The sequence below is a fragment of the Pseudomonas sp. PAMC 25886 genome, from assembly GCF_000242655.1.
In the GTDB taxonomy this organism is placed as follows: domain Bacteria; phylum Pseudomonadota; class Gammaproteobacteria; order Pseudomonadales; family Pseudomonadaceae; genus Aquipseudomonas.
This window is the reverse complement of the sequence record NZ_AHHC01000007.1, coordinates 152,230-171,989: the sequence shown is the minus strand read 5'-3', so window position 1 is coordinate 171,989 and position 19,760 is coordinate 152,230. Positions and strand designations below refer to the sequence as shown.

The following is a 19,760-nucleotide window of genomic DNA, read 5'->3' as shown; positions in this document are numbered from 1 at the left end:
TTTGTACCCTGGCGGCAGGCCCTCGCAGAGACCTGGCGACGACCTATCCTTTTCACACGATACAGTGAAGATGCGCTTTATGACTCACAGGTCACTCAATTTTCTGCGCTTTATGCGAAACACGGGGACATACAAACCCCAAAAACAACAACGGCCCACCCCGTTTCCAGGGTGAGCCGCCGGTTTGCAGACGCGGGCATCACATTTTGTTGAACAGGCTCAACTGAGAGATTTTCACAAAGGCCAACTGCGAGGCCTGCAACATGGTTTGCTGAAGTTGCAGGTTGATCGCGGCCTGCCCCATGTCGACGTTGCCCAACGAGCTCATGGTGTTGGTGTTGGCAGTCCCCAGGCTGGTGTTTTCATCCGTTTGAAGGTCCAGGGCGTTCTGGCGGGCACCAATGGAGCCACGCACCTGATCAATCTGCGAACTGGCGTTGTTCAGGTTGCCGATGGTCTTGGCCACCACATCCTTGAGATTGTTCTGCGCGACCAAATTGCCATCCGCCGGCGTTTCCAGGGCTTTACGCAATTGGCTCAGGGTGTCCAACGCGTTTTCGTTCTTGTTGCTGACGGCGCTGACCGCAAACTGATCGCCCGCCCCCGGCGCACCGCTGAGGTCAAAAGTGACGCCTGCCGCGTTGATCGAGGTCGCACCGGCCGCCATGGTGCCTGTCGCGATGGTCTTGCTGTTTGGGGTGTAGGGCTGCGCATACACCTCATACGTGGTGCCGCTGGTGAATTTGATCACCGCACCGGTATTCGGGAACGTGCTGGCGTAAGCCGCCTGATCCGTCACCTGGCCGCCGGTCACTTGTGCGGTCGACGGGTTGCCGGGCGAACGCGAAGCACTGAACGTGTCCGGCTTGGATTGCAGGGTGAACGCCTTGCCCGCCACAAGCGCATCGGAGGCCGCTCCAGGCTCCACATCCGTGCCCAGGTTCAGGCTGATATCGAACTTCACGCCCCGCAGGTTGACGCTGGACGAGCCTTCTTTCGTCGCGTCGAAGGTGCCGTTGCCGGGAATCTCGGAGGTAATGTCGTTACCGTCCTTGTCGGTCACGGAATACTGCGTGCTGCTGCTGAAGGTCAGCTTGTAGGGCTGGCCATCGGTAAAACTCTTGGTGTAGGTGACACCGGAGGTCACTGTGCCCGCCGACACCGCAACCTTGCCGTCATTGACCGCAGGCGGCAACAAGTTGGCTTGGGTACGGCCGGTATTGGTCGAGCTTTCCATCAGCGCCTTGCCGGTGTCACCAGCCGCCATCGACAGATTGTCCGAGATCTGCAGGCTCAGCGGCGTCTCGTCGCCCTGATACGTGTAGGTGCCGTCGTTATTGCGGATGTAAGGCGGCGTGTCGGTTTTTGCCCCGGAAAACATGTAGTTGCCGTTGGCATCCTTGGAGTTGAGCAAGCCCAACACCTGATCCTCAAGCGCTCCCACCTCGCTGGCGATGGATTTACGATCGTCATCGCTGAGGGACTGGTTAGCTGCACGCAGTGCCAGTTCATTACCGCGCTGCAAGGCGGTGTTGATGCTCTTTAACACCGTCTCCTCGTTGGTCAGCGAGTTCTGCAGGGAGTTGATGTTGCCGTTGAACTGACCCAGCATGTCTTTCTGTTGCTGCAGTTGCAGCAAACGCGCGGCCGCGACCGGGTCATCCGATGCGGTTTGTACCCGGATACCGCTGCTCGCCTGGTCCTGGGCCTTCACCACACCGGAATAGTTAGTCTGATACTTGCTGGCGCTGGTGTCGAAATACTGCTGTGTAGAAATTCGCATCGTCCCAGACTCCTTTAAAGGGCATTAATCAGTGTGCTGAAAGTTTCTTGCGCAGCCTTGATGATCTGCGACGACGCGGTGTAGTACTGCTGGAACTTGATCATGTCACCCGCCTCTTCATCCAGGTTGACCTGGGACACCGAGTTGCTGGCCGCCTTGTTCGCGGCCAACAAGGCACCGGTCGCGGTGGTGTCGGTGGCCGCCTGACTGGCTTTGGAGCCCACCTGCGACACGAGGCGGGCGTTGGCGCTGACCAGGCTTACACCGGTGGTGCCGTCGCCGACGCCCACTGTGGCCTTGGTCTGCAAGCTCAGCAATTGCTGGGCGTTGCGGTTATCGGAGGAGCCCGAGGCGTTGAACGAGAAGGTGGTGCTGTCGCCAGCGGCTGGCGAGCCGCCGACCGTGGTGTCGAAACTGAAGCTCTTGCCGGGGATCAACGCACCCGAGGCATCGCGCATCGGCACGTTGATGCTGATCTTGTTGCCCTGGCCCGGAATGATGGTGCCACTGCCGATCGGGTTACCTTGCGCATCGCTTACCGTATACGACTGGGTACCATCGGCGGCCGGCTTGCCAAACAGCATTTTCACCGGCATGGAGTTTTCGATCCCCGTGCGCAGCTGGGCGGTATTGGCGCCGCCATGAATATCCAGCGGGACCGTCAGTTGCGGCGGTGTGAACGTACCGGTGCCGGTGTTGGTCGTGCTCGCATTCCCCGCCAAAGGGCCCGCGAAGGCCAGCTTGTTGGCGTCCTTCAGGTCAACGCCGATGCCTGTGGCTCCGTTGGCCGTTGGGCTGACCTTGAAGCTGTCACCGGCCGCTACCGGCCCCTTGCCATTCAACGCCAGGGTAAAGCCATCAATCACTGGCGGCGGCGTGGTAGTCGTGTCGAACGACCCCATGGACTTGCCATCGGAGCGCACGACGTTGTACTGGTTACCACTGGTAAACGTCACCTTGTAGTCGAAGGTCGTCAGCTGGCTGCTGTCCGAGATCGAGACATTAAGGTTGCCAGACCCCGCGCTGTTACCGGCCGCGCCCTGGCTGCGCTGGGAAATCGCCGCCGCGCTGTTGATATCACTGAACAGCGACGAACCGAACTCGCCGTTGAGGTCCAGGCCCTGGCCCAACTGGTTGTTGATCGTGTCTGCCGTGGCAATCGCGATTCGCCCCAGATCATTGATGGCAGGCATCAGCACGTCACTGCGATAGCGCAGCAAGCCACCGATACTGCCGCCGGTGACCACATTGCCGAGGTCGATGGACGTGTCGCCCATCGAGAGCTGGATGGTGTACTGGCTATTGTCGGTGCTGCTGGGTACCGCAGAGATATTATTGGAAATACCCCCTTCTACCAGCGACTGCCCCGTACCGGTCGTAATACTGAACTGTCCGTTTTTTTCCGTGGCGGTTACGCCGATCAGCTCGTTGAGCGAGCGCACCGCCTCGTCACGCGAATCCAACAGGTTGGCCGGCGCACTGCTGGAAGTGCCCTGGGCCTGGGCAATCTGTTTGTTGAGCGATGCGATTGAGGACGTCAGCTTGTTAACCTGATCGCTCATGGTGCTCAACTGGCTGTTGATCGTTTGTTTCTGCTGGTTCAACTGGCCGGAGATAGAGTTGAAGCGGTTGCTCAACGTCTGCGCGCTGGTCAACAGCAGCTGACGTGCAGACACATCGCTTGGCGTGGCCGAAGCGGTCTGCGCCGCCGCAAAAAAAGCACTGAGCACCGAGGACATGCCGGTGTTTGAATCCGACATGGTCTTGTCGATGGCACTGGCTTGGTCCAGGTAGGCATTGGCGTCACTGTCGAGCGCCGTGCTGTTCTGGTAAGCCGACGTGAGGAACTGGTTGTAAACCCTGCGCACGTCCGCCAGGGTCGTTCCGGTACCGATAAATACGCCGCCGTAGGCGTTCGACGCATTCGCGGTCTGAGCGCTCTGCTGACGCGAGTATCCCGGGGTGTTGACGTTGGCGATGTTGTTACTTAAGACCGACAACGATCCCTGGGCGGCATTGAGCCCCGACATCCCGATATTGAGCAAACTCATGATTCAGACCTTATAAATGAGTGGAAGCGCCCGCGGCAGCGTAGTTCTGATAGCTGTTCATCGTTTTTGCAATCTGCGAAATCTTGCTGGCGTAATCCGGGTCGGTTGCATAACCGGCTTTTTGCAACTCGCGCACAAACTGTTCCGGGTTGTCGGCTGATTTCACAACTTCTTTATAGCGATCATTGCTTTGCAGCAACGTCACCAGGTCATGGAAGCTGTCCTGGTAAGAATTGTAGGAACGGAACTGCGCCGTCTCCTTGACCATCGCACCATCACGAAACTCGCTGGTGATCGCACGGGCCTGTTCACCCTGCCAACTCTGGCCGGCCTTGATGCCGAACAGGTTGTGGCTGCTGGTGCCATCCTCGGCACGCATCACCGACTTGCCCCAACCGGTTTCCAGAGCGGCCTGGGCTACCAGGTAGCGTGGGTCGACGCCAATACGCGCGGCAGCCTGCTTGGCCATCGGCAACATGGTGGCGACAAATTCATCCTGCGAGCTGAAGGCTTTTTTCGCCGGTGCCAACGGTGGCTGGGCCACGGCGCGACCGTAAACCTGCATTTGCCCGCGAGGCAGTGCGGCAAGGCTGCGGGCGGTGCTGTTGACCACCCCGTCATCGGCGGCACTGTTACGCAGCGGCGCGGCCTTGGCGGCAGTGGTGGCCTCGGCGCCCGGCACAATGCCGGCCAGCAGGCGATCGGTGAGCTTGCTCGGCAACGAGATGCGGCGCTGGTTCATCAACGCGATGTCGTTGGCGTGGGAGTTGGTGCCCTCGGGCACCGCCACGCGATACGCCCACAATGGCCGCTGACCATTGCTGCGGCCCAACGGGCCATCGGCCTTGGTGCCCGCAGCAATTTCGGTGGGCACATCCACCTTCTTCTCAGCTTTATCCGGGCCTTGCAACGTGGCCGCCTGGGCGTCCACCGGCTTGTTCTTCTGCATCTGGCGCAGCAACACGTCGGCCAGGCCGATACCGCCGCCCTCGCGAGACAGCGAGACCGCCAATTGCTGGTCGTACATTTCCTGATACTGCTTGGCCGCCGGTGTATTCAGCGGGTTGTCCTTGCCCAGGGCTTCTGTGGCCGAACGCATGGACTTGAGCATCTCGCCAAGAAACAGCGACTCGAATTCCTGCGCGACCTTGCGCATGTTGCCGTCGCTGTTCTTGTCGCCGACCTTCAACTGGTTCAGCCGGTTGAGGTCGGAATAGGAACCCGAATCCGCCGTGCTGCTCAGGCCGCTCTTGCGCATGTCCATGGCCATGGCGTCAGATCACAATCAGGTCGGCTTGCAAGGCGCCGGCCTGTTTCAAAGCTTCGAGGATCGCCATCAAGTCGCCGGGCGCTGCGCCCACCTGGTTCACCGCACGGACAATCTCGTCCAGGGTGGTGCCGGGGCCGAACTTGAACATCGGCTTGGCTTCTTGCTGGGCATTCACCCGCGAGCGTGGCACCACGGCGGTCTGGCCGTTGGACAACGGGCCAGGCTGGCTGACGATCGGGTCTTCGGTGATGGTCACGGTCAGGCTGCCGTGGGTCACGGCGGCCGGCGAAACCTTCACGTTCTGGCCGATCACGATGGTACCGGTACGCGAGTTGATGATGACTTTGGCCACCGCCTGGCCCGGGTCGACCTCAAGGTTTTCCAGCAGGGACAGGTAGTCAACGCGCTGACTTGGGTCCAGCGGTGCGGTGACGCGAATCGAGCCGCCGTCAATCGCCTGGGCCACGCCCGGGCCCAGCAGGTCATTGATCTTGTCGACCACACGCTTGGCAGTGGTGAAGTCCGAACGGTTGAGGTTCAGGGTCAGGCTGTTGCCCTGGTTGAAGCCGCTGGGCACGGTGCGCTCCACCGAGGCGCCACCGGGAATCCGGCCGGCCGACGGCACGTTGACGGTGATCTTCGAACCGTCGCGGCCTTCGGCATCAAAACCGCCCACCACCAGGTTGCCCTGGGCAATGGCGTAGACGTTGCCGTCGATACCTTTAAGAGGCGTCATCAGCAAGGTGCCGCCGCGCAGGCTTTTCGAGTTACCCATGGACGAGACGGTGATGTCGACCACTTGCCCCGGCTTGGCGAACGGTGGCAGGTCGGCACTGATGGACACCGCCGCGACGTTCTTCAACTGCACGTTGCCCGAGCCCGGCGGCACCTTGATGCCGAACTGCGAGAGCATGTTGTTGAAGGTCTGCAGGGTGAACGGGGTCTGGGTGGTCTGGTCACCGGTGCCGTTAAGCCCTACCACCAGGCCGTAGCCGATCAATTGGTTGGACCGCACGCCGGAAATGCTCGCGATGTCTTTCAAGCGCTCAGCCTGGGCGCCTGCGCTCAGGGCCAGCAGCAACATCGCAGCCATCAGCTGTTTGAAGTTCAAAGTGATCACCTAGAAAGGGAACAGCGGGCTAAGGAAGAAACGGTCAAACCAGCCCGGCTGACTGGCGTCAGCAAACGAACCCGTACCCGAGTAGGTGATGCGTGCATCGGCAATCCGTGTCGACGGCACGGTGTTGTCGGTGGAGATATCGTCTGCGCGAACCATGCCCGCAATGCGCACCAGCTCGTCACCGGTGTTGAGGGTCATCCACTTCTCGCCGCGTACGGCGATGATGCCGTTGGGCAGCACGTCGGCCACGGTCACGGTGATCGAACCGGTCAGGCTGTTGCCCTGCCCGGCCGCACTCTTGCCGTTGGTGGCGCGGTCGCCGCTGTAGCCGGCGTCCAGGCTCAGGTCACCGCTGCCCAGCGGGTTGTTGGTGTTCGGTACACCGCCAAACAACGAGGTCAGGCCGATGCTGGTCTTGCTGGTCTTGCCGATCTGCGAGTTGGCGTTCTTGCTCGCCTGGGTCTTCTCGTTGAGGGTGATGGTGATGATGTCACCGACCCGGAAGGCCTTGCGGTCGCTGTACAGGTTCTGTTCGAAACCGGCCTGGTAGATCGAGCCATTGTTGGCGGCCGCCGGCAACGGCGTGCGCGGCAACACCGGCGCATAGTACGGATCATTGGGCTTTGGCGTCGGGGCGACACAGCCCGCGAGCGCAGCAATCCCACTCAATGCCAGAACAGAAACATAGCGATTCATGACCCATACCTCACGGTGTTGCAGGCGCCGTCAATGGCGCCCCATAGACTTGATTACAGATTCTGCGTTACGAACGAAAGCATCTGGTCGGCGGTGGAAATCACCTTGGAGTTCATCTCGTAGGCGCGCTGAGTGGTGATCATGTTGACCATCTCTTCAACGGTGCTGACGTTGGACGTTTCCAGGGTGCTTTGCAGGGTGGTACCAAAACCGTTGAGGCCAGGGGTGCCGATTTGCGGCGCGCCGCTGGACGCGGTTTCCAGGAACAGGTTGTTACCGATTGCCTGCAGGCCGGCCGGGTTGATGAAGTCGGCGGTTTGCAGGTTGCCGATCACCTGGGACGCCGGGTTGCCGGCCACGGTGATCGACACGGTGCCGTCGTTGCCGACGGTGAAGGTCTGGGCGTTGTTGGGCACGACAATCGCCGGCTCCAGCGCGAAACCGTTGGCGGTCACGACCTGGCCGTTGGAGTCCAGGTGGAACGTACCGTCACGGGTGTAGGTGGTGGTGCCATCCGGCTGCAGAATCTGGAAGAAACCTTTGCCGTTGACCGCCAAGTCCAATGGCTGGCCGGTTTGCTGCAGGTTACCGGCGCTGAAGTTCTTCTGGGTGCCCACAATCGCCACACCGGTACCCAGTTGCAGGCCCGATGGCAATTCGCTGTCCTGGGTCGACTGCGCGCCCGGCTGCTTCTTGATCTGATAGAGCAAGTCCTGGAACTCGGCGCGGTCACGTTTGAAACCCGTGGTGGACACGTTGGCCAGGTTGTTGGAAATGGTGGTCAGGTTGGTGTCCTGGGCGGACAAACCTGTTTTGGCAACGTATAGAGCCGGAAGCATGTTCTTCTCCTTCGTGCGCCTGTTTTATGGCGCCGCGCTACAAAAATTAGTGTGGCTGCTATCAGCTCATCGCCAGGACGCGGGTCATGGCCTGGTCGTCTTCTTTGGCGCTGTTCATCATCTTGATGTGCAATTCGAACTGCTTGGACAGTGCCAGGACCGCCGTCATTTCTTCGACCGCGTTCACGTTGCTTGCCTGCAGGAAGCCCGACGTCAGCTTGACGTTGGCGTCGGCTTGCGCCGGCTGGCCATCCTTGGTGTGGATGGTGCCGTCGAGGCCCTTGGTCATGTTCTTGAGGTCGGGCTGGACCAGCTTGATCCGGTCCACTTCAGCCATCACCCGCGGGCCTTCACCCATGGCGCGGATGCTGATGGTGCCGTCCTGGCCGACTTCGATCTGCTGCTGGGGCGGTACCGCGATCGGGCCACCGTTGCCCATGATCGGCATACCGTTGCCGGCCCGCAGCACACCCAGTGCATCGACGTTCATGCTGGCGCTGCGCACGTAGGACTCGCCGCCATCCGGGTTTTGCACGGCCATCCAGCCGTCACCGCTGACGGCCACGTCGAGGTCACGGCCGGTTTCAATCATGGCGCCAGGGGAAAAGTCCGTGCCTGGGCGCTCGGTCAAGGCAAAGGCCCGCGCCGGAAAGCTGTCACCGAACACCGGCATCGAGCGCGCCTGCTCCAGGTCACGCTGGAAACCATTGGTGGAAACGTTCGCCAAGTTGTTGGCGTGGGCCTTCTGCGCCAGTGCATTCTGGCTGGCGCCGGTCATTGCCACGTAAAGGTACTTATCCACGCTCTTTCCTCTTTCTGACGGACGCTTGCCGCCCACCGCTGTACTGATGAGGCTTAAGCAATTTGCGAACCAACTTTTTGAAATGAGGGAAAGTCCAGGCGGGGCGGGGGTTTGCGGATTGAGTTGCGGAAATGGAGGCTTGAGGAGAGTCGAAAAAACGGCGGACTTATGCCGCTTACGGCAAGCGCAGGTATCAAGAACGACAAAGATCAAATGTAGGAGCTGGCTTGCCTGCGATGGCGGAGTATCAGCCACTACCTGTTTTGCTGACCCACCGCCATCGCAGGCAAGCCAGCTCCTACAGTTCTAACCGCGTTCGGCTTTGACGACTTCGTAGTCGCGCAATTTGTTGGCGATGGTGGTGTGGGACACGCCCAGCCGCTTGCCCAACAGCCGACTGCTGGGATGTTCGGCGTACAACTGCGCCAGCACGGCCTTTTCAAAGCGCCCGACTATCTCCTCCAACCCGCCTTCCAGGGAAAAATCCCCCAGCGGCTGGCGCACGCCATAGTCCGGCAGGCGAATGTGCTCGGCCTTGACCGTACCGCCCTCGCACAGCGAGACCGCCTGGAACAGCACGTTCTCCAACTGCCGCACATTCCCCGGCCAGTGGTAATGACTGAGCCGCTCCATCGCCCCCGGCGCCAGCTTGGGCAGCGGGCAGCCAATCTGCCGGCTGGCCTGATCCAGAAAGTGCTCCACCAGCGGCGGCAAACCGTCGAGGCATTCGCGCAGTGGCGGGATATGCAGCGAGAGCACGTTGAGACGGTGGTAGAGGTCCTGGCGAAATTCACCCCGGGCGCACAGTTCGGAAAGGTCGACCTGCGTCGCGCAGATCACCCGCACGTCGAGGTACACCTCTTCATCGCTGCCTACCCGGCGAAAGCAGCCGTCCTGCAAAAAGCGCAGCAACTTCACCTGCAACCGCGCGCTCATTTCCCCGACACCGTCGAGAAACAGCGTGCCACCCGCCGTCAGCTCCAGCAGCCCCAACTTGCCTTCCGCCCTCGCCCCTTCAAAGGCGCCCGGGCCATAACCGAACAGCTCGGTCTCGGCCATGGACTCGGGCAAACCGGCGCAGTTGAGGGCCATCAGCGGCGACTGCCCGCGCGGGCTGGCGAGGTGGCAGGCGCGGGCCAGCAGTTCCTTGCCGGTGCCGGTTTCGCCTTCTATTAATAGAGGCGCATCCAGCGGTGCCATGCGCCGGGCTTCACGCACCACGGCGGCCATGACTTTTGAGCTTTGGAAAATGCTGTCGAAGCCGCGCAATTCTTGTTTGCGCACATTGTAGATACGCTCACCGACGCGGTCGGCACGGTGCAGGGTCAGCACAGCGCCGGCCATGGCCTCGCTGTCGTCATGCTCGGAGGATTGCAGCGGCGCGATATCGGCCAGGAACACATCGCCCTTGACCTTGACCCGCAGGCCATTGATCCGCGATTTACTGGCCCGTACCAGTTCCGGCAAATCAAAGTCTTCGGCATAACGCGACAATGGAATGCCGGGCACTTCATCCACTCGCACGCCGAGCAACTGCGCCGCCGCACGGTTGGCAGCGACGATGGAGCCGCCCATGTCGATGGACAGCACCGGAAACTCCAGGGCACCCAGCAGAGCGTTCAGCTCCATATGCCGACGCTCGCTGGGCATCAGCCCTACCCGCTTCACACCAAATACCCCGGCAATTGCTTCGAACTGCGGGCGCAGTGCCTGGAACTGCAGGTTCACCAGATTCGGGCAGTACAGGTAGATGGCGTTGCCATGCTCACCGCCGACCTCACCCTTGGCGACGTTCACGCCGTACTCCACCAGCAGGTTGAGGATGTCCCGCAGGATGCCGATGCGGTTCTGGCAATGCACTTTGATACGCATGAGAAGGCCCGAAGAGGTGGAGGCGCCGCGTCTTTTTGCCGCTGGGCGCAGATAATCGTCAAGATTATGTGACAGCTGCGAGGCGATTCACACTCAGAATACGCCATATACAGAACGATTCGGCCTAAGCGTAACGAAAACTTTACGAAACGCAGTAACTTTTCCTACAGAGCAGTGACCACAGAGGATGGCTTCCTGGCCCAGGCGGCGTATCAATAGGCTCATCGCAGGACATAACAAGAACGAATGCCTAGCAGGAGAGCAGTATGAAGCAGACGCAGTACGTGGCTCGCGAGCCCGACGCGAACGGTTTTATCGACTACCCACCCGAAGAACACGCGGTGTGGAACACCTTGATCACGCGTCAATTGAAAGTGATCGAAGGCCGCGCCTGCCAGGAGTACCTGGACGGCATCGACAAGCTCGGCCTGCCCCACGACCGCATTCCGCAACTGGCGGAAATCAACAAAGTGCTGGCCGAAACCACCGGCTGGCAAGTAGCCCGGGTACCGGCGCTGATTCCCTTCCAGACTTTTTTCGAATTGCTCGCCAGCAAACAGTTTCCCGTGGCGACGTTTATTCGTACCCGTGAAGAGCTGGATTACCTGCAGGAACCGGACATTTTTCACGAGATCTTCGGCCACTGCCCACTGCTGACCAACCCCTGGTTCGCGGAATTTACCCACACCTACGGCAAGCTCGGCCTGGCCGCCAGCAAGGAACAGCGCGTGTACCTGGCGCGCCTGTACTGGATGACCATCGAGTTCGGCCTGGTGGACACGCCCGAAGGCCGGCGCATCTACGGCGGCGGCATTCTGTCTTCGCCCAAGGAGACGGTGTACAGCCTCTCGGACGAGCCCGAGCACCAAGCCTTCGACCCGCTGGAAGCGATGCGCACGCCGTATCGCATCGACATCCTGCAACCGCTGTACTTCGCCCTGCCCAACCTCAAGCGCCTGTTCGAAGTGGCGCAGGAAGACATCATGGGCATGGTCGAGCGCGGAATGCAGCTGGGCCTGCACGCGCCGAAATTCCCGCCCAAGCCCAAGGCGGCGTGAACCGCGGCTTTTAAGGCCAGGTGAGTCTGTTCCCTGGCCGCGCGTTGCTTTAGGGTGACGCCACTGACGACCGTTTTCCAAACACTCGATTTCAGGAATACCCACATGACCACGTTGAACCAAGCCCACTGCGAAGCCTGCCGCGCCGACGCCCCGCAAGTCAGCGACGAAGAGTTGCCGGTGCTGATCAAGCAGATCCCCGACTGGAACATCGAAGTACGCGACGGCGTGATGCAGCTGGAAAAGGTCTTCCTGTTCAAGAATTTCAAATTTGCCCTGGCCTTCACCAACGCCGTGGGCGCGATCTCCGAAGCTGAAGGCCACCACCCGGGCCTGCTCACCGAATGGGGCAAAGTCACCGTGACCTGGTGGAGCCACTCCATCAAGGGCCTGCACCGTAACGACTTCATCATGGCCGCGCGCACCGACGAAGTGGCGAAGGATGCCGAGGGCCGCAAGTAATGCATTTTGACGCAATTGGCCGGGTGCCCGGGGACCCGATCCTCGGGCTGATGGAGCTGTATGCCCAGGACCCGAACCCGAACAAGTTCGACCTCGGCGTAGGCGTGTACAAGGACGATCAGGGCCTGACGCCGATCCCGCATTCGGTGAAGCTGGCCGAACAGCGCCTGGTGGAGCAACAGACCACCAAGACCTACATCGGCGGCCACGGCAATGCCGCGTTCGGCACGTTGATCAGTGAGCTGGTGCTGGGCGCCGGTTCGCCGCTGCTGAGCGAACGTCGTGCCGGCGCTACCCAGACGCCTGGCGGCACCGGCGCGCTGCGCCTGAGCGCCGACTTTATCGCCCACAGCCTGCCTGGCCGTGGCATCTGGCTGAGCAACCCGACCTGGCCGATCCACGAAACCATCTTCGCCAAGGCCGGGCTCAAGGTCAGCCATTACCCGTATGTGGGCAGTGACAACCGACTGGATGTGGCGGCGATGCTGGCCACGCTGTCCACGGTGCCAAAAGGCGATGTGGTGCTGCTGCACGCCTGCTGCCACAACCCGACCGGCTTCGACCTGTCCCGGGACGATTGGCGCCAGGTGCTGAAAATCGTCCGCGAACGCGAACTGCTGCCGCTGATCGACTTTGCGTACCAGGGTTTTGGTGACGGCCTGGAGCAGGATGCGTGGGCGGTGAGGTTGTTTGCGACCGAGCTGCCTGAAGTGCTGATCACCAGTTCCTGCTCGAAGAACTTCGGCTTGTACAGCGACCGTGTCGGCGCGTTGATCGTGTGCGCGACGAATGCCGAGAAGCTGACGGATGTACGCAGCCAGCTGGCGTTTATTGCGCGTAACTTGTGGTCGACGCCGCCGGATCATGGTGCCGCTGTGGTGGCGACCATTCTCGGTGATGCCGGGCTGAAAAAGCAGTGGGCCGAAGAAGTTGAAGCGATGCGCGCACGGATTGCACAGTTGCGTTCCGGGTTGGTGGAAGCGTTGGCGCCCCATGGTTTGTCGGAGCGGTTTGCGCACATCGCGGCGCAACGCGGGATGTTTTCCTATACCGGGCTGAGTGCCTCGCAGGTGCAACGACTGCGGGAGAAGCACAGCGTGTATATGGTCAACTCCGGGCGTGCGAACGTGGCGGGGATTGATGCGACGCGGTTGACGCTGCTCGCGGCAGCAATCGCGGATGTTTCCCACACCTAACTGAAGAAACCGGATCCAAGTGTGGGAGCTGGCTTGCCTGCGATGCAGACGACTCGGTCTGTCTATAAAACCGAGTTGATGCTATCGCAGGCAAGCCAGCTCCCACACTTGGACCGAGCCAATCTTTAACCAGCCACCATCTCGGCCTTGAGCTGCGCCTCTTTGGCCTGGGCATCCGCCAACCGATACAACTCGATATGCCCGTCCCAGTGCTCGATCAGCGCCGTGCACGACTCCACCCAATCCCCGCAATTGAGGTAATCCACCTCGCCCACCTTGCGAATCTCCGCGTGGTGAATATGCCCACACACCACGCCGTGCAATTCGCGCTTGGTCACTTCGTGGGCAATCGCTTCTTCAAAATCACTGATAAAGCTGACCGCCGTCTTGACCTTGTGCTTGAGGTACGCCGACAACGACCAGTAGCCGTAGCCATAACGCGCCCGCCAGTGGTTCAGCCAGCGGTTGAGGGTCAGGGTGAACTCGTAGGCCGAGTCGCCGAGGAACGCCAGCCAGCGGTGATAGCGGGTGATCACGTCGAACTGGTCGCCATGGATCACCAGCAAATGCCGGCCATCGGCAGTCACGTGCACCGCTTCGTCCACCAGTTGGATATTGCCGAGGATCAGCTTGGAATAGCGCCGCAGAAACTCATCATGGTTGCCGGTGACATAGATCACCTCGGTGCCGCGCTTGCTCATGGTCAGCAGGCGGCGGATCACGTTGGTGTGGGCCTGTGGCCAATACATGCCGCTGCGCAGTTTCCAGCCGTCAATGATATCGCCCACCAGGTAGACCTTGTCGGCGTGGTAGCCCTTGAGAAAATGCGAAAGGTGTTCGGCCTGGCAATCCCGGGTGCCCAAATGCACGTCGGAAATCCACAGGGTACGCACGCGTTGCTTACGGCTGGGCTTGGCGAGTTCGGCGCTGGTCATGGGCATGCCTCACGGTGTTTTCGCGAGCTTGCGCCCATGGGATTAATAGCCCATGACAGTGTTGCGTCAGTCTGATGACAGCGCCCAATACGGCTGAAGCGATGTAAACTGCGCGCCTGCCCAGGAGACTGCGATGAGACCCAACCTCACGCTACGCCACTATGTCGAAGAGCCCATCGCCCACAGCCACGACCACGCGCAGCTGGTGTTTGGCCTGTCCGGGCATCTGGACTTCGAGGTGGATGGCCGAGGCAGCCAGGTGCAGCACAGCAGCGTAATGGTGCTGCCCTACGCCGCGCACCACGCGTGCATCAGTCGCGATGGCAGCCGCTGCCTGGTGCTGGATGTGCCCGATGAACACTGGTTGGCGCAGTCCCTGGGCGAGCATGCCGACGCCAGCCGCCGCTTGCTCGACCAGTCCGCACACCTGACCCTCGACAACCGCCAAAGCCAACTGGTGCAGTGGCTGGCGAGCAGTCCGGTGGACGATCCGCTGATCGTCCAGCAAGGCGCCGTATTGCTGCTGGCCAGCCTCAATCTCACACAGCTGCCGACGGGCAAGCGCCTGCCGTACGCCGCATTTAATGCGCATATCCAGCGACACGCTGCGCGCCCGCTGCAAGTCGCGGACCTGGCAAAGCTCGCCGACCTGTCCGTGGCCCGCCTGCATGCGCGGTTTATGGCGGAATGCGGACAGACGCCGATGGACTACATCCGCGCCCGCCGCCTGCAGATGGCCCGCGACCTGTTGCGCGACAGCCCGTTGCCCATCGGCGAGATTGCCGCGCGGGTCGGTTATGGTTCGCAAAGTGCGTTTGCCGCAGCGATGTTGCGGGAGTTTGGCGCATCGCCCGGCGCCATTAGACGAGCGCGGTCTCCCGTGGGAGCTGGCTTGCCTGCGATAGCAGTGGATCAGCTAATAATTGATTGACTGGCCCTCCGCTATCGCAGGCAAGCCAGCTCCTACATTTGATCTCCTCTGCTTTTGAAACAAGAGCCCTGCGACAAAATCCGCGAGCCCGACGACAGACGCAAACGCGTACAACCCTCTAGACTGCGATCCTGTAAACCCGTTGTTTAAGGATCGCAATGACTCCCCGCACAGCCCTCGGCGCCCTGCATATCGGCGCATTGATGTTTGGCCTCACTGGCGTGTTCGGCAAACTGGCGGCCGCTTCGCCGGCGATTATCGTGTTTGGCCGCGCGGCGTTCGCGGTGATTGCATTGGCGATCTTCGCGCGCTTCGCCAGCAACACCACCTGGCAAACGCTGCAAGCCCGGGACTGGCGCCGCCTGCTGGTCAGCGGCCTGCTGCTGGCCGGGCACTGGGTGAGCTTCTTTATTGCGGTGAAAATCGCCGGCGTGGCCATCGCCACCCTGGGCTTCACCACGTTCCCGGCGTTCACGGTGATTCTGGAAGGCCTGATTTTCCGTGAGCGGATCCGCGCCAATGAAATCCTGCTGGTGGTACTGGTGAGCATCGGCCTGGTGCTGGTCACACCGGATTTCAACCTCGCCAGCCAAGCCACCAGCGGCCTGTTGTGGGCGGTCGGTTCCGGCTTGTTGTTCTCGCTGCTGTCACTGAACAACCGCGCCAGCGGGCGCATTCCGCCGGTGCAGGCTGCCTTGTGCCAGAACGTGGTGGTAGCGCTGTGCCTGTTGCCGGTTGCCGCGCCCGGGCTGGCCGAGGTGCGTGCGCTGGACTGGCTGTGGATCGGCCTGCTCGGGGTGTTCTGCACCGGCCTCGCCCACAGCCTGTTTGTCGCCAGCCTCGCGGTGCTCAAGGCGCGTACCGCGGCGGTGGTGTTTGCGATGGAGCCGGTATACGGCATCACGGTGGCCTGGTTGCTGTTTGCGGAAACGCCGACCTTGCGCATGCTGATGGGCGGCGCGCTGATCATCGTCGCCATCGTGGTGTCGGGGTTGATGGGCAGCGCCAAGCCGGCCAAACGACCCGCCGCCACGGCCTGATCTATACTTTGGGTGTCCGTGACAGTGTGTGGTCGTTCAACGGATCCAGACTTCTCGACGACAGCCCGGGTGCTTTTTGAAGTTGCTGCAAGCGAGTGGTCATTCCATCAACGCTATGCAGGGGTTGCAACATGGAAATGCTCATCAGCCTGGTCCTTCAAATCATCAGCGGCGCCATCGGCGGGCAGATCGCGGGCCTGGGCAAACAAAGCCTGGGTACCGGCCTCAATACGCTGGTCGGCGGGGTTGGCGGCCTGGTCTTGGGCCAGATCGTCTCCCTCATCACCGGCACTGAAACCGCCAGTGACCTGACCCTTGCCGCCCTGGCCAGCAACGTTATCGGCGGCGGTGTCGGCGGCCTGGTCCTGACGCTGGTGGTCGGCTGGCTCAAACAGCGGATGGCCACCAAGTAGGCACGCCGCAAGGTCACCGCCAGCGGCAGTGGCCTTTATTGCACGCGGTCGTTATGCCCCAGGTCCCGTTGCGGGTCGATCTGGTCGCGCACCCGTTGCTTGAGCACCTTGGCTTCCGGGAAACCACCGTCAGCCTTGCGCTCCCAGATCTGCACGCCGTCGCAGGTAATCCGAAACGCACCGCCCGTAGCCGGTTCCAGGGACACTTTGCCGAGGTCATCGGCGAACGTGCTCAACAGCTCCTGGGCCAGCCAGGCGGCGCGCAGCAGCCACTGACACTGGGTGCAATAGGTGATGACAATCTCGGGTTTGGCCGCAGACATGAATTGACAGGCTCCTGCTTGGCGGGTTGAAAGGATCGAGTGGCTATAATACCGGCCTTTATCGTCCAGCCTTGAGATTGATGATGCGCCGCCTGTTGTCCTGCCTGTTGCTGTGCCTGTTCCCCGTCCTCGTCCAAGCCGTCGAAAACCCGCGCCCGAAGATCGGCCTGGTGCTCTCCGGCGGCGCCGCCCGTGGCCTGGCGCACATTGGCGTGCTCAAGGCCCTGGAAGAGCAAGGCATCCACATCGACGCGATTGCCGGCACCAGCATGGGCGCGGTGATTGGCGGGTTGTACGCTTCGGGCTACAAGATCGACGAGCTGGAAAAGCTCGCGCTGAACATCGACTGGAAGCTCGCCCTGTCCGATGCGCCGCCGCGGGAAGACGTGCCGTTCCGGCGCAAGCAGGATGACCGGGATTTCCTGGTCAAACAGAAACTCAGCTTTCGCGATGACGGCAGCCTCGGCCTGCCACTGGGCGTGATCCAGGGCCAGAACCTGGCCCTGCTGCTGGAAAGCATGTTCGCCCACACCAGTAACGTCCGGGATTTCGACAAGCTGCCGATCCCCTTCCGCGCCGTGGCCACCGACATTACCAGCGGCGAAAAGGTGGTGTTCCGCAAAGGCCACTTGCCCCAGGTGATCCGCGCCAGCATGTCGATCCCGGCGGTGTTTGCCCCGGTGGAACTGGATGGCCGGCTGCTGGTGGACGGCGGCATGACCGATAACATCCCGCTGGATGTGGCGCGGGAAATGGGGGTCGACATCGCCATCGTCGTCGACATCGGCACCCCGCTGCGCTCACGCAAGCAACTCAACACCGTGGTGGACGTGCTCAACCAGTCCATCACCCTGATGACCCGGCGCAACTCCGAAGAACAACTCAAGGCCCTGGCCCCGCGGGACGTGCTGATCCAGCCGCCGTTGGCCGCCTACGGGGTGACGGATTTCGGCCGTGCCAAGGACATGATCGACGCCGGCTACCGCGCCACTCGCGCCCTCGACGTGCGCCTGGCGCACCTGCGCCCGGCCGAGCCGGTGGACCCTTCACTGGTAGCGGCCCGCACGCCCGGCGAGCGCAACCCGGTGATCACCGCGATCAAGGTAGAGAACGACTCCAAGGTGGGCGACGAGGTTATCCGCTACTACATCCGCCAGAACCTCGGCGAGCCTCTGGACCTGGCCCGCCTGCAAACCGACATGGGCACCCTGTACGGCCTGGATTATTTCGAACAGGTGCAATACCGCGTGGTGAAAAAGGGCAAGGACAACACCCTGGTCATCAGCGCCCGGGGCAAACGCAGCGGCACCGACTACCTGCGCCTGGGCCTCAACCTGTCGGATGACATGCGCGGCGACAGCGCCTTCAACCTCGGCGCCAGCTACCGCATGAACGGCATCAACCGCCTCGGTGCCGAATGGCTGACGCGGGTGCAGATCGGTGACAAGCAAGAGCTGTACAGCGAGTTCTATCAGCCGATGGACACCGGCTCGCGCTACTTCGTCGCGCCCTATATCAGTGCCCAGGCGCAGAACGTTGAACTGATTGAAGACAACAACCCAATCTCCGAGTACCGGCTGGAGCGCTACGGCTTCGGCCTGAACGTGGGCCGGCAGATCGGCAACAGCGGCGAGATTCGTTTCGGCGTCGGCGAGGCCTGGGGCAAGGCAGATGTGCGCATTGGCGACCGCAACTCGCCGAGCATCAACTTCAGCGAAGGCTTTTACGAGCTGAAGTACTCCTTTGACTCGTTCGACAACGTGTACTTCCCCCACACCGGCGAAGACATCGGCCTGGCCTTCCGTGAGTTCGAACCGGGGCTGGGTTCTGACCAGCGCTATCGCCAGTGGGAGTTCAAACTGGACAAGGCCATGAGCAGCGGCCCGGACACATTGATCCTCGGCGGGCGCTATGGGCGCACGCTGGATCAGTCGGACGTGGTGATTTCCAGCTTCCTGCTGGGGGGCGCGCGGCAGTTGTCGGGGTTCCGCGAGGATGCGATTGCCGGGCAGAACATCAGCCTGATGCGCGCGGTTTACTATCGCCGGCTGACGCCACGGTCTTATTTGCCGCTGGATTTCCCGTTGTACCTGGGCGCGTCACTGGAACGTGGGCGGGCGTGGAACAACGACAATGAGTACGACAGCGGATACATCAACGCCGCCAGTATTTTCCTGGGGTTTGATACGCCGCTGGGGCCGTTGAATTTCAGTTATGGGTTTAACGATGACAGTCAGCAGGCGGTGTATCTGAACCTGGGGCAGACGTTCTAATTACACCGCAAAACCAATGTGGGAGCGGGCTTGTTGTGGTGAGGGGGCTTGTCCCCCGTCGGGTTCACCGCAGATTGATGGGGCTGCTTCGCAGCCCAACGCGGGGCAAGCCCGCTCACCACAACAAGCCCGCTCCCACATTTTTTGATCATCGGTGTACTGGGGATCAGGACTTCTCGAGGTTTCCGAGGATGTGCTCATGAACCCGCATGCACACCCGCAGATCCTCTTCATCGACGCCCACAAACAGCTCATGGCGCAAGGCCGTGGCGATGGTTTCGATCTGTTCGATCAAGGGCTTCGCGGTGTCGCACAGCACGATGCGCTTGGCGCGGCGGTCTTCCACCACGGCCTGGCGCTCCACCAGGCCCTGCCCTTCCAGGCTGTCGAGCAAACGGGCCAGGGTGGGGCCCTCGACTCCGACGCTCTGCGCCAGCTCACGTTGGGTAGGCGGCTCGGTAAAACGCGCCAGGTGCAGCAGCACCAGCCAGCGTGCCTGGGACAGGCCCAAACCTGCCAGGCGACGATCCAGTTCGGCACGCCACCCTCGGGACATCTGCGCCAACTGCATGCCAAAACGGTGTTGATCGGTTAACGGCATAAAAAACTCATGGATTAGACTGAAAATAAAGTATGGCTAATTATTAGTCAGCTAAGCATGACCCATGCCAGTAGGCAAGACCCGGTATGTACTGA

General features: G+C 61.3%; 18 protein-coding genes. 7 read left to right on the top strand and 11 right to left on the bottom strand.

Translation table 11 applies throughout. The features are described from left to right. Positions 1 to 199 precede the first annotated feature (199 nt). From MUM_RS0101080 to MUM_RS0101045, 8 genes are all read right to left on the bottom strand, one after another. Positions 200 to 1,783 carry a flagellar hook-associated protein 3 gene (locus MUM_RS0101080; RefSeq protein WP_010166032.1) on the bottom strand — a complete coding sequence of 528 codons (1,584 nt, stop codon included), beginning with the start codon at positions 1,781 to 1,783 and terminating at the stop codon, positions 200 to 202. Positions 1,784 to 1,797: 14 nt separating this feature from the next. Then, positions 1,798 to 3,834, bottom strand: a complete 2,037-nt coding sequence (gene flgK, locus MUM_RS0101075) for a flagellar hook-associated protein FlgK (RefSeq protein ID WP_010166031.1) — start codon at positions 3,832 to 3,834, stop codon at positions 1,798 to 1,800. Positions 3,835 to 3,844: 10 nt separating this feature from the next. Continuing rightward, on the bottom strand, positions 3,845 to 5,104 hold the full coding sequence (gene flgJ / locus MUM_RS0101070; protein WP_010166030.1) for a flagellar assembly peptidoglycan hydrolase FlgJ: 1,260 nt from the start codon (positions 5,102 to 5,104) through the stop codon (positions 3,845 to 3,847). Between the two features lie 4 nt (positions 5,105 to 5,108). Then, positions 5,109 to 6,197, bottom strand: coding sequence for a flagellar basal body P-ring protein FlgI (locus tag MUM_RS0101065; protein ID WP_169389231.1), 1,089 nt, complete (start codon positions 6,195 to 6,197; stop codon positions 5,109 to 5,111). Between the two features lie 27 nt (positions 6,198 to 6,224). After that, on the bottom strand, positions 6,225 to 6,920 hold the full coding sequence (gene flgH, locus MUM_RS0101060; RefSeq protein ID WP_010166028.1) for a flagellar basal body L-ring protein FlgH: 696 nt from the start codon (positions 6,918 to 6,920) through the stop codon (positions 6,225 to 6,227). Between the two features lie 53 nt (positions 6,921 to 6,973). Next, positions 6,974 to 7,759 (bottom strand): flagellar basal-body rod protein FlgG, encoded by a 786-nt coding sequence (gene flgG / locus MUM_RS0101055; protein ID WP_003214609.1) that lies wholly within the window; start codon positions 7,757 to 7,759, stop codon positions 6,974 to 6,976. Between the two features lie 61 nt (positions 7,760 to 7,820). Continuing rightward, positions 7,821 to 8,561 carry a flagellar basal body rod protein FlgF gene (locus tag MUM_RS0101050; RefSeq protein WP_003214611.1) on the bottom strand — a complete coding sequence of 247 codons (741 nt, stop codon included), beginning with the start codon at positions 8,559 to 8,561 and terminating at the stop codon, positions 7,821 to 7,823. Between the two features lie 306 nt (positions 8,562 to 8,867). Continuing rightward, on the bottom strand, positions 8,868 to 10,433 hold the full coding sequence (locus MUM_RS0101045) for a sigma-54-dependent phenylalanine hydroxylase transcriptional regulator PhhR (protein WP_010166027.1): 1,566 nt from the start codon (positions 10,431 to 10,433) through the stop codon (positions 8,868 to 8,870). A 266-nt stretch (positions 10,434 to 10,699) separates the two neighbouring features. On the opposite strand from MUM_RS0101045, the gene phhA reads away from it, so the two are divergent. From phhA to MUM_RS0101030, 3 genes are all read left to right on the top strand, one after another. Next, positions 10,700 to 11,491, top strand: coding sequence for a phenylalanine 4-monooxygenase (gene phhA, locus MUM_RS0101040; protein ID WP_010166024.1), 792 nt, complete (start codon positions 10,700 to 10,702; stop codon positions 11,489 to 11,491). Between the two features lie 105 nt (positions 11,492 to 11,596). After that, positions 11,597 to 11,953 (top strand): 4a-hydroxytetrahydrobiopterin dehydratase, encoded by a 357-nt coding sequence (locus MUM_RS0101035; RefSeq protein WP_010166022.1) that lies wholly within the window; start codon positions 11,597 to 11,599, stop codon positions 11,951 to 11,953. Then, positions 11,953 to 13,149 carry an amino acid aminotransferase gene (locus tag MUM_RS0101030; RefSeq protein ID WP_010166020.1) on the top strand — a complete coding sequence of 399 codons (1,197 nt, stop codon included), beginning with the start codon at positions 11,953 to 11,955 and terminating at the stop codon, positions 13,147 to 13,149. Before MUM_RS0101035 ends, MUM_RS0101030 begins: the two co-directional genes overlap by 1 nt. Before the next feature lie 125 nt (positions 13,150 to 13,274). Here MUM_RS0101030 and MUM_RS0101025 read toward each other — a convergent pair whose 3' ends face one another. Then, positions 13,275 to 14,084: a UDP-2,3-diacylglucosamine diphosphatase gene (locus tag MUM_RS0101025; RefSeq protein WP_003214618.1), complete on the bottom strand. Its 810-nt coding sequence runs from the start codon at positions 14,082 to 14,084 to the stop codon at positions 13,275 to 13,277. Between the two features lie 133 nt (positions 14,085 to 14,217). On the opposite strand from MUM_RS0101025, the gene MUM_RS0101020 reads away from it, so the two are divergent. From MUM_RS0101020 to MUM_RS0101010, 3 genes are all read left to right on the top strand, one after another. Then, positions 14,218 to 15,015 (top strand): helix-turn-helix transcriptional regulator, encoded by a 798-nt coding sequence (locus tag MUM_RS0101020; protein WP_010166016.1) that lies wholly within the window; start codon positions 14,218 to 14,220, stop codon positions 15,013 to 15,015. Between the two features lie 158 nt (positions 15,016 to 15,173). Then, entirely contained in the window at positions 15,174 to 16,055 is an 882-nt protein-coding gene (locus MUM_RS0101015) for a DMT family transporter (protein ID WP_010166014.1), read from the top strand. Between the two features lie 131 nt (positions 16,056 to 16,186). Continuing rightward, a complete protein-coding gene (locus MUM_RS0101010; RefSeq protein ID WP_010166012.1) occupies positions 16,187 to 16,468 on the top strand; it encodes a hypothetical protein in 282 nt (93 codons plus the stop codon). 35 nt (positions 16,469 to 16,503) lie between these two features. On the opposite strand, the gene MUM_RS0101005 is transcribed toward MUM_RS0101010, so the two are convergent. Further along, positions 16,504 to 16,791 (bottom strand): SelT/SelW/SelH family protein, encoded by a 288-nt coding sequence (locus tag MUM_RS0101005; RefSeq protein ID WP_010166010.1) that lies wholly within the window; start codon positions 16,789 to 16,791, stop codon positions 16,504 to 16,506. Positions 16,792 to 16,874: 83 nt separating this feature from the next. Between MUM_RS0101005 and MUM_RS0101000 the strand changes: the two genes are divergently transcribed. Beyond that, positions 16,875 to 19,064, top strand: a complete 2,190-nt coding sequence (locus MUM_RS0101000) for a patatin-like phospholipase family protein (RefSeq protein WP_010166008.1) — start codon at positions 16,875 to 16,877, stop codon at positions 19,062 to 19,064. A 166-nt stretch (positions 19,065 to 19,230) separates the two neighbouring features. Here the strand turns inward: MUM_RS0101000 and MUM_RS0100995 are convergent, their stop codons facing one another. Beyond that, complete coding sequence (locus MUM_RS0100995; RefSeq protein WP_010166006.1) at positions 19,231 to 19,665, bottom strand: MarR family transcriptional regulator; 435 nt, start codon at positions 19,663 to 19,665, stop codon at positions 19,231 to 19,233. Between the last annotated feature and the right edge of the window lie 95 nt (positions 19,666 to 19,760).

What these genes read in the sequence shown, in the direction of transcription:
- flgK (WP_010166031.1), bottom strand. Translation starts at nt 3,834, where the DNA reads ATGAGTTTGCTCAATATCGGGATGTCGGGGCTCAATGCCGCCCAGGGA.
- MUM_RS0101065 (WP_169389231.1), bottom strand. Translation starts at nt 6,197, where the DNA reads ATGGCTGCGATGTTGCTGCTGGCCCTGAGCGCAGGCGCCCAGGCTGAG.
- MUM_RS0101080 (WP_010166032.1), bottom strand. Translation starts at nt 1,783, where the DNA reads ATGCGAATTTCTACACAGCAGTATTTCGACACCAGCGCCAGCAAGTAT.
- MUM_RS0101010 (WP_010166012.1), top strand. Translation starts at nt 16,187, where the DNA reads ATGGAAATGCTCATCAGCCTGGTCCTTCAAATCATCAGCGGCGCCATC.
- MUM_RS0100995 (WP_010166006.1), bottom strand. Translation starts at nt 19,665, where the DNA reads ATGCCGTTAACCGATCAACACCGTTTTGGCATGCAGTTGGCGCAGATG.
- flgG (WP_003214609.1), bottom strand. Translation starts at nt 7,759, where the DNA reads ATGCTTCCGGCTCTATACGTTGCCAAAACAGGTTTGTCCGCCCAGGAC.
- MUM_RS0101025 (WP_003214618.1), bottom strand. Translation starts at nt 14,084, where the DNA reads ATGACCAGCGCCGAACTCGCCAAGCCCAGCCGTAAGCAACGCGTGCGT.
- MUM_RS0101030 (WP_010166020.1), top strand. Translation starts at nt 11,953, where the DNA reads ATGCATTTTGACGCAATTGGCCGGGTGCCCGGGGACCCGATCCTCGGG.
- MUM_RS0101005 (WP_010166010.1), bottom strand. Translation starts at nt 16,791, where the DNA reads ATGTCTGCGGCCAAACCCGAGATTGTCATCACCTATTGCACCCAGTGT.
- MUM_RS0101045 (WP_010166027.1), bottom strand. Translation starts at nt 10,433, where the DNA reads ATGCGTATCAAAGTGCATTGCCAGAACCGCATCGGCATCCTGCGGGAC.
- flgJ (WP_010166030.1), bottom strand. Translation starts at nt 5,104, where the DNA reads ATGGCCATGGACATGCGCAAGAGCGGCCTGAGCAGCACGGCGGATTCG.
- phhA (WP_010166024.1), top strand. Translation starts at nt 10,700, where the DNA reads ATGAAGCAGACGCAGTACGTGGCTCGCGAGCCCGACGCGAACGGTTTT.
- MUM_RS0101020 (WP_010166016.1), top strand. Translation starts at nt 14,218, where the DNA reads ATGAGACCCAACCTCACGCTACGCCACTATGTCGAAGAGCCCATCGCC.
- MUM_RS0101035 (WP_010166022.1), top strand. Translation starts at nt 11,597, where the DNA reads ATGACCACGTTGAACCAAGCCCACTGCGAAGCCTGCCGCGCCGACGCC.
- MUM_RS0101015 (WP_010166014.1), top strand. Translation starts at nt 15,174, where the DNA reads ATGACTCCCCGCACAGCCCTCGGCGCCCTGCATATCGGCGCATTGATG.
- flgH (WP_010166028.1), bottom strand. Translation starts at nt 6,920, where the DNA reads ATGAATCGCTATGTTTCTGTTCTGGCATTGAGTGGGATTGCTGCGCTC.
- MUM_RS0101000 (WP_010166008.1), top strand. Translation starts at nt 16,875, where the DNA reads ATGCGCCGCCTGTTGTCCTGCCTGTTGCTGTGCCTGTTCCCCGTCCTC.